The organism is Bifidobacterium sp. ESL0820 (genome assembly GCF_052606235.1).
In genome coordinates this window covers 1,371,356-1,383,965 of record NZ_CP199594.1, presented here as the reverse complement: position 1 = coordinate 1,383,965, position 12,610 = coordinate 1,371,356, and the positions used below count along the sequence as shown (strand labels likewise).

Annotated in this window: 12 protein-coding genes; 8 read left to right on the top strand and 4 right to left on the bottom strand. The window is 58.5% G+C overall.

What is annotated here, in order from left to right:
* Positions 1 to 5: 5 nt before the first annotated feature.
* Complete coding sequence (locus ACUIAH_RS05520; RefSeq protein ID WP_445340603.1) at positions 6 to 944, top strand: aldo/keto reductase; 939 nt, start codon at positions 6 to 8, stop codon at positions 942 to 944.
* A gap of 195 nt (positions 945 to 1,139) precedes the next feature.
* A complete protein-coding gene (locus ACUIAH_RS05515; RefSeq protein ID WP_313837257.1) occupies positions 1,140 to 1,391 on the top strand; it encodes a hypothetical protein in 252 nt (83 codons plus the stop codon).
* A 215-nt stretch (positions 1,392 to 1,606) separates the two neighbouring features.
* On the opposite strand, the gene ACUIAH_RS05510 is transcribed toward ACUIAH_RS05515, so the two are convergent.
* Together ACUIAH_RS05510 and ACUIAH_RS05505 are read right to left on the bottom strand one after the other, a co-directional pair.
* Positions 1,607 to 2,425, bottom strand: a complete 819-nt coding sequence (locus ACUIAH_RS05510; RefSeq protein WP_445340602.1) for a nitroreductase family protein — start codon at positions 2,423 to 2,425, stop codon at positions 1,607 to 1,609.
* A 106-nt stretch (positions 2,426 to 2,531) separates the two neighbouring features.
* Positions 2,532 to 2,897, bottom strand: coding sequence for a DUF4235 domain-containing protein (locus ACUIAH_RS05505; protein ID WP_445340601.1), 366 nt, complete (start codon positions 2,895 to 2,897; stop codon positions 2,532 to 2,534).
* 65 nt (positions 2,898 to 2,962) lie between these two features.
* On the opposite strand from ACUIAH_RS05505, the gene ACUIAH_RS05500 reads away from it, so the two are divergent.
* Together ACUIAH_RS05500 and ACUIAH_RS05495 are read left to right on the top strand one after the other, a co-directional pair.
* The gene (locus ACUIAH_RS05500) at positions 2,963 to 3,673 is read left to right on the top strand and encodes a histidine phosphatase family protein (protein ID WP_445340600.1); all 711 of its coding nucleotides are present in this window, start codon (positions 2,963 to 2,965) and stop codon (positions 3,671 to 3,673) included.
* A gap of 354 nt (positions 3,674 to 4,027) precedes the next feature.
* On the top strand, positions 4,028 to 4,513 hold the full coding sequence (locus ACUIAH_RS05495; RefSeq protein WP_445341564.1) for an extracellular solute-binding protein: 486 nt from the start codon (positions 4,028 to 4,030) through the stop codon (positions 4,511 to 4,513).
* Positions 4,514 to 4,527: 14 nt separating this feature from the next.
* On the opposite strand, the gene ACUIAH_RS05490 is transcribed toward ACUIAH_RS05495, so the two are convergent.
* Positions 4,528 to 5,532 (bottom strand): LacI family DNA-binding transcriptional regulator, encoded by a 1,005-nt coding sequence (locus ACUIAH_RS05490; protein ID WP_445340599.1) that lies wholly within the window; start codon positions 5,530 to 5,532, stop codon positions 4,528 to 4,530.
* Positions 5,533 to 5,808: 276 nt separating this feature from the next.
* Between ACUIAH_RS05490 and ACUIAH_RS05485 the strand changes: the two genes are divergently transcribed.
* Positions 5,809 to 6,465, top strand: a complete 657-nt coding sequence (locus ACUIAH_RS05485) for a DUF624 domain-containing protein (RefSeq protein WP_445341563.1) — start codon at positions 5,809 to 5,811, stop codon at positions 6,463 to 6,465.
* 183 nt (positions 6,466 to 6,648) lie between these two features.
* Here ACUIAH_RS05485 and ACUIAH_RS05480 read toward each other — a convergent pair whose 3' ends face one another.
* Complete coding sequence (locus tag ACUIAH_RS05480) at positions 6,649 to 8,421, bottom strand: glycoside hydrolase family 13 protein (protein ID WP_445340598.1); 1,773 nt, start codon at positions 8,419 to 8,421, stop codon at positions 6,649 to 6,651.
* 396 nt (positions 8,422 to 8,817) lie between these two features.
* Between ACUIAH_RS05480 and dnaK the strand changes: the two genes are divergently transcribed.
* The 3 genes from dnaK to ACUIAH_RS05465 all read left to right on the top strand — a co-directional run bounded on the left by dnaK (position 8,818) and on the right by ACUIAH_RS05465 (position 12,585).
* Positions 8,818 to 10,707 carry a molecular chaperone DnaK gene (dnaK, locus tag ACUIAH_RS05475; protein WP_445340597.1) on the top strand — a complete coding sequence of 630 codons (1,890 nt, stop codon included), beginning with the start codon at positions 8,818 to 8,820 and terminating at the stop codon, positions 10,705 to 10,707.
* A 1-nt stretch (position 10,708) separates the two neighbouring features.
* Complete coding sequence (gene grpE / locus ACUIAH_RS05470; protein WP_445340596.1) at positions 10,709 to 11,434, top strand: nucleotide exchange factor GrpE; 726 nt, start codon at positions 10,709 to 10,711, stop codon at positions 11,432 to 11,434.
* Between the two features lie 146 nt (positions 11,435 to 11,580).
* Positions 11,581 to 12,585, top strand: coding sequence for a DnaJ C-terminal domain-containing protein (locus ACUIAH_RS05465; RefSeq protein WP_445340595.1), 1,005 nt, complete (start codon positions 11,581 to 11,583; stop codon positions 12,583 to 12,585).
* Positions 12,586 to 12,610: the final 25 nt, after the last annotated feature.

The following is a 12,610-nucleotide window of genomic DNA, read 5'->3' as shown; positions in this document are numbered from 1 at the left end:
ACATTGTGCGATACATGAACTTAGGACAGTCCGGATTCCGGGCCTCCCGTGTGGCCCTGGGGGTCATGCGGATCGATCAGAAGAGCCGCGAGGAAGCGCGGACCATTGTGGAGACGGCCATGAATGCGGGCGTTGACTTCTTCGACACTGCAGACTGCTACCATGCCGGGGCCAGCAGCCGGGCTCTGGGACAGGCTCTGAAGGATCTGAGCGTAGACCGGGACAGCGTGGGCATCCAGACCAAGTTCGGCATCTTCCGCAACCCGGACAGCGACCAGATCACCCGCTACGACTTCTCCAAGGATCACCTGCTGAAGGCCCTGGATGAGGAGCTGGTCAACCTGCAGACCGACCATGTCGACTTCGTGCTGCTGCATCGTCCCGACACCCTGGTCGACTTGGACGATCTGGCCGAGGCCTTCAATGAACTGCAGACCAGTGGAAAGGTTCGGCACTTCGGCGTCAGCAACGTCAACCCCATGCAGGTGGAGCTGCTGCAGAGCGCGGTAAGCCAGCGGTTGGAGGTCAACCAGCTGCAGTTCGGCCTGGGGCACACCGGCATGGTCGACCAGGAGATCCACGTCAATATGGGCGACGATCCCAGCCTGGATCATGATGGCGGTCTTCTGGCCTATTCGCGGCTGAAGTCCATGACCATTCAGGCCTGGAGCCCCTTCCAGACCGGATACTTCGACGGGGTCTTCCTGGACAATCCCCGCTATCCCGAACTCAATGCAGAGTTGGACAAACTGGCCAAGCAACATGGGGTAGCCAACAGCGCTATTGCTGTGGCCTGGATTCTGCGGCATCCCGCCGGCATACAGGTGCTTCTGGGATCTATGAACCCCGGGCGCATCACGCAGATGGCCGCTGGTGCGGATGTGGATCTGACCGCCCAGGAATGGTACGACCTCTACCTGAGCGCCGGTCACGACCTGCCCTGATCTGTGCTCTAGGGTCGCTCACCTCCACCCGGCTTTAACTGCTTCGGGTTATGAACGATTGCGCCCTGCCAGTCTGATTTTGCATCATCGGCTTGCGTCATCTGGCAGGGCCTGTCTGGCCGGGCGTTGGGCGCTATGAGTGTATAAGTGCGCAGAAGGAAAGTCAGATCGGTTTCGAGGTAGTCGTACGCTGTCATGCATTATTTCACCCCACGACGTTGCGCTGCTACGTCCAAGATCATGTATCACGATCGGGCCAAGGCCCAGCAGGCCGCCGACCGCAGCATGGTCGAACGCAACGTTCTTCTGTGGGTCTACCGTTGCGACTACTGCGGGAGCTGGCATCTGACCAGTCATGAGCCGGGTTCCTACCAGCGCACGAGGATGGGCTCGCGAACTTTGAAACCGCATAGCCGCAAACGTGGGTACAAGCCTCGTCGTCGGTAGGAGCAGTCATTGCCCCTTGCAGCCCCAGCATTCGACTTGACATTCTCGGTGGTCGCCGAGGTGATCCAGACGGTCCCAGGCAGCAAGATCGGATTCCGCTGATCTCACTGCTTGGGGCCGATTGGGCTTTGTCTGTTCACCTAAGGCCGGTGAACTAGGCTGGTGAACATATCAGGTGAGCTCTGCAGTTGTCTGGCCAGCAGGGACTTCGTTGCCTAGCAGGCTGGGTCAAAGCCCTGTCGGCGGATCGAATCCAGCATGGGTTCGTGGCCGGAGGCGGGATTGCGAACCTTGTCAGCCATCATGGCGCTGAACGAGCGGTGGGGGTCGTCCAGGTGCCGGATGTCGCGATAATAGCGGGTGACTGTCTGATCGAAGTCAGCCAAGGCATCCTTCATGTCTGCATCATCGTCGGCCCGCTGATAGGTGTTGGTAAAGATTTGCGCCTGACGAGGCATCCTGGGCTTGGGATCCGGATCCTGGGCCGGATGGCCGATGGCAAGACCCAGCACCGGATAGACCAGTTTGGGCAGCTTCAGCAGATCAATCAACCTGTTCGTGTCATTGATGACGCTGCCCAGAATGACGCCGCCCAGGCCCAGCGCGTTGGCGGCGGTCTCCATGGCGTGCAGGGCCAGGACCGCATCGTTCTGGGACTGCAGGAAGACATAACCAGTGTTGAGCAGGGTGGTGTCCGGATCCAGATCATCAGCGAATTGTCGGACCAGATCGGCATTGCGGCGCTGGTCGGCCAGGAAGATGTAGAGCAACGGGGCTTCGGCAACATAGCGCTGATGGGCCATATCGGCGATAGCCAGCGCCTCATCATGATCCGTGATCCTGACGGCCGACCATTCATGGAAGTATCGGCTGGTCGCTGCATGCTGGGCCGCCTGCTCCAGCAGGGCGATGGTCTGGTCGTCAACCGGTTCGTCGGTGAATCCGCGGATGGAGCGTCGCTCAAGCAAGGTCCGTATGGTGGGATTGTCGGCCGGATTCGAGGCCGGGGTTTTCTGTGAATTTGATAAGGTCATTTTGACATTCTGGCCGTCAACGCCTGCCAATGCAAGACCTTGTCGTCAAAATCACGCAATCAGCGTTATCAGGACCAGCCTGGTTATCAGTCAGCGTCCTGTGCTTTCAGCGCTGATGGCGGCGATCGATCAGAGCCTGGGAACCACGCTCGAACAGGCCTGAGACCAGAGCGGTGACGGCGGCCGACAGAACGCCAAAGAGGAGGCCGGCGGTAGCGCTCTCCTGATCCTCTTCAGGGCTGTCCGCGCCTCCGTTGCGCTTGCGGACCAGTCCGCCCCAGAAGGCTTGGAAGAGCTTGCCAGCCAGCAGTGCGGCGATGCTGGGAAGCGCAAACTTGACCAGCTTGTCTGTCAGCGATTCCGGGTCCGATTCAATCGAGTTGCGCATGTCATTCACCTTGCCATCCACCTGATGAAGCATGCCGACCACTTGGTCGGCCATCCCGCCAGGTTCCCGTCCTGAGTCCGTCATGGGTCCATTATCCCACACGCCTGGGGGTCTGGGGCGTGACCGGACCGTGGGTTAAACTGCTATTCATGGACATTGCGAAGAATACGTCGGGCAATGATGCCTCGACCGAGAGCGAAGGCTACGCTGTGCTGCTGCGGCATGGTCAGACAGTTTGGAGCGAAACCGGACAATATACGGGGCGCACTGATATCCCCCTGACTGACCAAGGGCGCGAACAGGCCAAAGAGGCGGGTCAAAGGCTGGCTAAGGCCTTCCCCAATGGGTTTGACCCTGACTGCATTTTTTCCAGCCCCCTGCAACGAGCCAGACAGACAGCCGAGCTGGCCGGTTTCCCTGATTCGGCTCCGATGGATGAGATCTTGGAGTGGGATTACGGTCCGGCCGAGGGGCACCGTCCTCAGGATGTGGTGGCCAGCCTTGGCCGTGAGTGGAAACTGTGGATCGACGGTCCGCATGCTTTGGGCATCGATGAGCTGAGTGGCGACCGGGTGGTCGATCTGCCTTCGGGCAGTCCCGTTTCCGTACATGTGACTCAGGGCGAAAGTCTGGATCAGGTAGCTGCCCGTGCGCGTGGAATCGTCGAATGGCTCGAGCCCCTGGTGTGTTCGGGGCGGCATGTGCTCCTGGTGGCGCACGCCCACATCCTGCGCATCCTGACGACGCAGTGGCTTGACTTGGATCCCCATAAGGCCCAGCTGTTCCGGATGAATACGGCGCATTACGGTGTTCTTGGCATCTACCAGGGCAAGCGTGTGCTCAGGCAGTGGAACGTGTGATTGAGCTGAATATCAGTTTGTCTTAGTGGGTTTGACGATTTCGAAACCCGCTCAGGAAGTAATCCCTGTCGGCCCTAATTATTATAGCCCAGACCTTAGGCTTTCAGCCCCATGCCTTGGACAGACATGCTGCTACCTAGAATCGACCTGGCTGGACACTGTTTTGCATGAGATGGTTGATTGCGCTTGCCAGTGGTCAGGTCCACGACTTTTCTGGTCGCGATCTCTTCTATCTGTTTGGGTTCTTGATGGGGATCGGGATTACCTTGCACCCGCGAGCGTGCAGACTGTCGTCAAAACCTTGCCCCCGCGACTTGCTGCCAGCGCCTCGATGATGCGAACTCTGAGTTTGCCCTGGGGGATGCTGCATTCTATCAAAACGGCACTTGGGCTTGGACTGATCCGCAGAATGCTGGGATGGATGCCGACAAGGTCGGTATGATACCCGTCTACATGGGTCTGCGCAACGAGCAGAAGCAGGGATTGGCGACCGGTACCACGCAATACTGGTACTTGAACAAGAAGGCCGATTCCAAGAACATCAAGGCTACCAAGAAGTTCCTCAATTGGACGATCGCTTCAGAGCAGGGCAAGAATACCATAGCCCAGGATATGGGTTCCACCACTCCTTTCAAGACTTTCAATAAGGTAAAGACTGATAACCCTCTGGTCTCAGCTATGCGGAAAGATTTTGATGCCAAGTATGAGCATGTGGGCTGGAGCTTCGCGCTTGCGCCTTCGGAGCCTTGGAAGGATGATCTCGGTGCCATGCTTGAATACGCCGCAGCCGGCTGGGATGGCGCTGGGCGGGAAAGTATCAGGCCAATAAGTATCGGTTGATCGTAAGGAAGATTTCAGCGTTTGAGCGGAGCGGTGGACGACCTGAGGATCAATGTGGGAGCGATCAGCTCATGCAGATTCTCCGGCGTGTTCCCCTCAATAAGCTGGAGGGTCTTCTTCGCCAGTGAAACAGCCATCTCATAGGGTTTCTGCCGTATGGTGGTCAGTCCGATGGCCCCTGCGAATCTGCTGTCGTCATATCCGATGACGGACATGTTCGAGGGAACGGCGATGCCGAACCGTTGCAGTTGGAAAATCAGCGATATCGCCAAAGAATCCTCCTGACTGGCGATCGCGGTGGGCCTGTTCCTCATGCTGCCCAGCTTTGCCAGTACAGTACTGGTGGGGTTTTCGGTTGCCGGTGCCGCCAGAACCGTTGGTTTGATGCCGACTGCCCTGCAGGCGCTCAAGAATCCCTCCAATCTGGCTTGAACGCTGAAGCGAAGGGACGCAACGGGAGTTGACCGAATATAGGCAATATGTGTGTGTCCTAGAGCTATCAGATGGTTGGCCGACAGCATGCCGCCATTGAAATCGTCGTTGCGGACCGAAGCCATGAAGCCGTTCTCCTCGGTGACGTTAAGGCTGAGGATCGGCACATTGATGCTGCTAAGACGAGAGACCTCGGAGGACTCGATGTCGAAGGAGGTCACGATGACGGCATCGACGTTGCGCTTCACGGGCAATGCTTGGAAGAATTCTTTTCGCGCTTGGCCGCTGGTGATCTGGCAGATGGAGATGTCATATCCGTTGCGTGAAAAGACCTCGTTGAAGCCTTCCACGATGGTCGAGTTGAACCAGGTATTCAAGTGGCCGCTGATGAGCACAGCCACACGCAAGGACTGGCCTGACTTCAGAGCAGTCGCAGAGCGCGAAATCGAAAAATTTAATTGTTGCGCGATTGACAGGACCCTTGAGCGCGTGTGCTCGGAAACCAGTTCCGGCCGGGTGAACGACCGGGAGACGGTGGACACGGAAACATTCGCTTGTCTGGCCACGTCCTGGATTGTGGGTTCCATGGATACTCCTCGTCAATGCTGAGCCAGGACCAGCGCCTGCAATCGGATGCCGTAGCGGTGCTCAGCTATCTGATGATAGCGCGTTTGATTGAAATACGGTCAGCTCAGCATATGTGACCTTCAGCTGCCACAAGAGCCATCGATGAGCAGGAAATGCGTCATCAAAGGATGGCAGAATCTACGGCGGTTTGCAGTGGGTTATCATGGAAAACGGCAACATGGTATGGAACAGGTGTCGTCGCCGGTTTCCTGCCCTTTCCCGGCTTGGGGGTTCCGTTGAATTTTCTCTCTCCTGATTCAGGCTTTATGAAAGGCCTCGCCGATCTTGTTGATGCTATTTGGATCAATATCCTCATGATGGTCACGTCTATTCCCCTGATATCCATCGGGGCTGCTCTGACTGCTGGCCATGATGCCGCCAGGAGGAGTCTCGAGGGGCAAGGGCATGTGACATCGAACTATTTTCGTGCTTTCCGTGCAAACTTCATCAAGGCAACTATGATCTGGCTTGTTTTTGCGCCATTGCTGCTACTGTTGCTTTATGCTTGGGTGGTTCTCCAAATCGCGCCGCTGTTGATCATTAAATTTGCCTTCAGTATTTTGTGTGTGTTGGGGTTTGAGTGGGTTTGGGCCTTGCAGGCGCGTTTTGAAAACACCATAGGTCGGACCTTGTTCAATGCATGGGTGTTTGCCTTGGCCAACCTTGGGCGGACTTTGATCATGGTGTTTTGCGATGCACTGTATTTTGCCCTACTGATCCTCTCGTGGTTCTATATGCCCCAAGGGCTCTTTTTGCTGCTACTTTGCGGCTACGGAACCCTGATCATGGTGCATACACCCCTGCTCAATGGCGCCTTCAAGCATTTTCTTGCAAATGCTTCCATGCCACGAGCCACCGCTGTTGCAGCAGATCAGAAGAAGACCACTCATTGAGGTCGTCTCGCAATATTGCGATAAGTGGTCGCAGTTACCTCTCAGGATGCTGCTTGAGCTGCGGGTATTTCGAAGGATAAGCGGTGTCCTGGTGCGTACCAGATTTGTTCAAGGGTCCTGCAGCAATAGGGAGGATTGTTACAGGACCCTTGTGTTCGCTTTGGTCTTAGCGTCCCTTGTCCGTCATTCCTGCACTAGGCGAACCACCCAAGCGGTTGTGTCTTGGGGAAGCAGGCCGTCGTCAGTAAGGCTGTCTGATACGAGTATGGTTCGACCCTGTGGAAGGGGGGTCGCTGTCTGTGAAAAATTGGTCAGACAGGTCAGTTCCGCAGGCTTGAAATTGACAAGCGCCTTGCGTGTGTATGAGATCCGGCCATCCGTGGCGGACAGAGCCGTGATTTTCGCGTTGCCTGTAGGGGTCAGCAGTGTGGACCGTAAATTCAGGGCATTCCGATAGAGGGAGAGCATCGAGTTCTCGTCGCTTTCCTCCTTATCGACAGCAAAGTCCTTGAACCAGAGCGGCTGGGGCAGGTGAGGATTACTGGCTGGTCCTCCGTCCTGGTTGCGAGCGGGGGAGAACCCGAAGGAGGCCCCTTCTCCAAAGGCGGGATTCCAGTTTGCAGGGGCAGGTGTGTTTCCGGCGACCCAAGGCAGGGGGACCCGGCACCCATCGCGACCTTTTTCAGTATATTTGCCGCGGGTTCGGTGCGCAGTTGGATCCTCCAGACGGTCCCAAGGAATATCAGGAACCTCGAATAGGCCAAGTTCCTCACCTTGATAGATATATACGGAGCCGGGCAAGGCGGCTTCCAGGGCGAACCCTGCGCGTGCCCTGCGCGTGCCCTTGGCCCGGTCTTCGAAGTATGTCTGCCCATCTCGAAGAAGCCAATCCTTGTCAAGCTGATGATACGTGGAGCTGTCCACCTGAGGCAGGGCGTATCTGGTGGCCTGTCTGACTACATCGTGGTTGCTCATCACCCATGTTGTGGTCGATCCTGAATCCTCGGCGGATTGCAGGCCTTCGGCGATGGCGGTGTACAGGGCCTGGCAGTCCCAATTGGCCTTGGCGAACTCGAAGTTGAAGACCTGCCCTAGCTCATTCTCGGATGCGTACAGATGCTGGTGCTCGGGCACGACCCAGGCTTCTCCGACTGCAAAGCGGTGAGGTTCAAATTCGTTGAAGACCTTTCGCCATTCCTTATAGATGTCATGCACCTCGGGTCGGTCCCATAACGGATGCTCGCTGCTGTGGTACTCAGACTGTTCCTGAACGGGCCACTTATCCAACTCGGACAGGGGGCGGCTGTCCAGATCCTTGGCCAGCCCATGGGCCACGTCGATGCGGAAGCCGTCCGTGCCATGATTGGACCAGAAACGGAATATGTCCTTGAAGGCTTCATGGACCTCCTTGTTCTTCCAGTTCAGATCAGGCTGCTCCTTGGCGAATATATGCAAGTACCATTCGCCATCGTCAACGCGCTCCCAAGCAGGTCCTCCAAATAAGGACATCCAGCCATTTGGCGGCAGTTCTCCATTCGTACCCCTGCCACGGCGGAAGATATACCTGTCCCGTTCGGGAGAGCCCGGAGCTGCCCGCAGGGCATTCTGAAACCATTCGTGCTTGTTCGACGTGTGGTTGGGCACAATGTCAACAATGACCTTGAGCCCCATTTTGTGGGCTGTCTCGGCCATTTCGTCGAAATCGGCCATGCTGCCCAGACGTGGGTCGACGTTTCGGTAATCCTTGACGTCATAACCGCCGTCGGCCAATTCCGATGGGTAGAAGGGTGACAGCCAGATGGCGTCTATGCCCAGGTTTCGAAGATATTCCATTTTTTCGGTCACGCCTCGGATGTCGCCAATGCCGTCGCCGTTGACGTCCTTGAAGCTGCGTGGATATATCTGATATACGACCGCCTGTTTCCACCAGTCGTCGTTCATGTTGTTGTTAGTCATGCACATCTCCTCCTTGAAACAGGCCGTCTTGCTGATTAGCTTTCATATGACAACGATAGCAATACCATCGGTCATCGGTTTTCGTGTTTTGAACAGCATTCAATAGGGCTTATTTCCAAATCAAGTCGGTTGAGACTGAAATATGAAGATACATAATTGCACACGTTTTCATTACCATCAAGTTTATCCAGATCGGCAATTCAGACGCAACGGGAATAATATTTGCCAGAAGAAGTTGAGTGATGTAGGCTCAAGTTTCGGAGTGGTCATGATGGCTGCTTGCCCGGGCCGACGGGAGCCGACCATCGGGACCACGAACGAAGCGCGAGCGGAGAACGTGAACGATGAGGTGCAGGGCCAGACCCTGCGCCCCAATTTCATCAGGAGGTAATGAGTATGGCACGTGCAGTTGGCATTGATCTGGGAACCACCAATTCCTGCATTGCAACCCTGGAGGGCGGCGAACCCACCGTAATCGTCAACGCTGAGGGCGCGCGGACCACGCCATCGGTGGTGGCGTTCAGCAAGTCCGGCGAGATTCTGGTCGGCGAAGTGGCCAAGCGCCAGGCGGTCACCAATGTGGACCGGACCATCAGCTCGGTCAAGCGTCACATGGGCACCGACTGGTCCGTCGAGATCGACGGCAAGAAGTGGACCCCGCAGGAGATTTCGGCCCAGATCCTCATGAAGCTCAAGAGGGATGCCGAGTCCTACCTGGGCGAACCCGTCACCGACGCGGTCATCACCTGCCCTGCCTACTTCAACGACGCTCAGCGCCAGGCCACCAAGGATGCCGGCAAGATTGCCGGTCTGAACGTCCTGCGCATCATCAACGAGCCCACCGCCGCGGCCCTGGCCTACGGCCTGGAGAAGGGCAAGGAGGATGAGCGCATCCTGGTCTTCGATCTGGGCGGCGGCACCTTCGACGTCTCCCTGCTGGAGATCGGCAAGGACGACGACGGCTTCTCCACCATCCAGGTTCAGGCCACCAACGGCGACAACAAGCTGGGCGGCGATGACTGGGATCAGAAGATCATCGACTGGCTGGTCAGCGAGGTCAAGAACAAGTACAACGTGGATCTGTCCAAGGACAAGATCGCCCTGCAGCGGCTCAAGGAAGCTGCTGAGCAGGCCAAGAAGGAGCTGAGCTCCTCCTCGTCCACCAGCATCTCCATGCAGTACCTGGCCATGACCCCCGACGGGACTCCAGTCCACCTGGACGAGACCCTGACCCGTGCGCACTTCGAAGAGATGACCTCTGACCTGCTGGGCCGCTGCCGCACGCCTTTCAACAACGTGCTGCACGATGCCGGCATTTCGGTTCAGGACATCGATCACGTGGTGCTGGTCGGCGGCTCCACCCGTATGCCCGCCGTCAAGGACCTGGTCAAGGAACTGACCGGCGGCAAGGAAGCCAACCAGACCGTCAACCCTGATGAGGTCGTGGCTGTCGGCGCTGCCGTGCAGTCCGGCGTCATCAAGGGCGACCGCAAGGACGTGCTGCTGATCGACGTGACCCCGCTCTCCCTAGGCATCGAGACCAAGGGCGGCATCATGACCAAGCTGATCGACCGCAACACCGCCATCCCGACCAAGCGCTCCGAGGTGTTCTCGACCGCTGAGGACAACCAGCCTTCCGTGCTGATCCAGGTCTATCAGGGCGAGCGCGAATTCGCACGTGACAACAAGCCCCTGGGCACCTTCGAGCTGACGGGCATCGCTCCGGCTCCGCGCGGCGTTCCTCAGATCGAGGTCACCTTCGACATCGACGCCAACGGCATCGTGCACGTCTCCGCCAAGGACAAGGGCACCGGCAAGGAGCAGTCCATGACCATCACCGGCGGTTCCGCCCTGCCCAAGGACGAGATCGACCGCATGGTCAAGGAGGCCGAGGCTCACGAGGCCGAGGACAAGCAGCGTCGTGAGGACGCCGACACCCGCAACGCCGCCGAGTCCGCCGCCTACCAGACCGAGAAGCTGGTCAACGACAACAAGGACAAGATCTCCGACGAGGTGGCCAAGGAGGTCACCGACAAGGTCAACGCCCTGAAAGAGGCTCTGAAGGGCGAGGATATGGACAAGATCAAGAACGCCCAGAGCGAGCTGATGACCTCTGCCCAGAAGATCGGCCAGGCCCTCTACGCCCAGCAAGGCTCCGCTGACGGTGCAGGCGCCCAGGGCGCTGCAGGTGCCGCCTCGGGTGCAGGCTCCTCCTCGTCCGCCGATGACGACGTGGTGGATGCCGAGGTCGTGGACGACGACGACAAGAAGAAGGACGGCGAGTGACATGTCGGCCTTCGACAAGGATGATGCCGGGCCGCTGAAGGGCGACCCGGCCGCCGCCGGCGAACCGGATGGGAACGAGGCCAAGGCCTCTGACGCCGCTTCGACACCCGATCAGAAAGCGGCGCGCGGCCGTCATGCCGGCGAGAGCGCTGCAGACGAGAGCCAGGCGGCTAGCCAGTCCTCGTCGGATTCCTCCGTCAAGGACGCGTCGTCAGCGGATGCTCAGGCTGATGACAAGACTGATGCTGACTCGGCCAAGGAGGAGAGCGCAGACAAGGGATCAGATGGGCTGACTCCTCTGGGCCAGGCCAAGAAGGAGGCCGCCGATTACCTGGAGGCCCTTCAGCGCGAGCGGGCCGAGTTCGTCAACTTCCGCAACCGCGCCAAGAAGGAGCAGGACATCTTCCGCCAGCACGGCATCGTGGATGTGCTGACCGCCCTTCTTCCGGCCCTTGATGACATTGACCGGATCAAGGAGCACGGGCAGATGGACGACTCCTTCCAGGCCGTAGCCAAGAAGATCGACAAGACCTTCGAGAAATTCGGCGTCGAGAAGTTCGGTGAGAAAGGCGAGGACTTCGACCCCACCAAGCATGAGGCCATCCTGCACAAGCCGGACCCCGATGCCAAGAAAGAGACCGTTGACACGGTCGTTGAGGCAGGCTATCGGATCGGTGACCGGGTGATTCGTGCTGCCAGGGTAGTGGTGACTTCGCCCGGTCAGTAGCAGGGACGGTGATTGCGGACCTTCCGCAGGCTGAATAGACGCCTTCGCACGCGGCGGCTGGTGGGTTATGGCCCTGCCCGCCGCCGCACGCGAAAGGGCGGATTCCAATTCGATATATTCGTAGCTTATGAGGAAAGGAGACATGGATGGCTGAGAATGAATGGCTGAGCAAGGACTATTACAAGGTCCTTGGTGTCTCCAAGGACGCCAGCGAAGCGGAGATCACCAAGGCCTACCGCAAGCTTGCCCGCAAATACCATCCCGATCTCAATAAGACCAAGGAGGCCGAGGAGAAGTTCAAGGACATCTCCGAGGCCTACGACGTGCTCAGCAACAAGGAGCAACGTCAGAAGTACGACGCCATCCGCCAGTTCGGCATGGGGGGAGCCCGGTTCGCCGGGGGTTCCGGCCAGGGCGGCTTCAACACCGATGCCTTCTCGGACATCTTCGGCTCCATGTTCGGTGGGGCTGGAGCGCCTGGAGGCACCCGTATCCGTTTCGGCGATGGTTCGGGGCAGCCGGACTTCGCTGACATCTTCTCCTCCTTCGGCGGGGGTGCCGGCGGTGGCGGCCGGACCGCCTACCAGGAGAGCAGGCCCAGGCCAGTCAAGGGCGAGGATCGCAATTCGCGCATCGGCCTGTCCTTCCGTCAGGCGGTCAAGGGGGCTACGGTCTCTCTAAGCGTGGGCGGCAAGCGTTTCAAGACGCATATCCCTGCTGGGGTTCGCAATGGCCAGCGGATCAGGTTGGCTGGCAAGGGTCGGCCCGGCAGGGACGGGGGCGCCAATGGCGACCTCTACCTGCAGATCAGCGTTCAGCCCAGCCAGCGGTTCATCATGAAGGACAGGGACCTGGTCATGACCCTGCCGGTGACGGTATCCGAGGCTGCCCTGGGGGCCAAGGTCCAGGCCCGGGATATCGACGACCAGGTCGTCACCTTCAAGATCCCGGCCGGCTCCTCCAGCGGCGACGAGATCCGCATCGCCGGCAAGGGGGTACAAGACCGGCGCGGCAAGGGCGACCTGGTGGGGCGACTTGAGATCCGCATGCCTGGTCGGTTGGGCATGGCCCAGAAGAAGGCCATGCGTGACTTTGCCAAGTCCAGCGGCGACTTCGACGAGCGGATCGCCGGGGAGCGCATGAAGATATGACGATCCCGATGCAGGATCAGGTTGG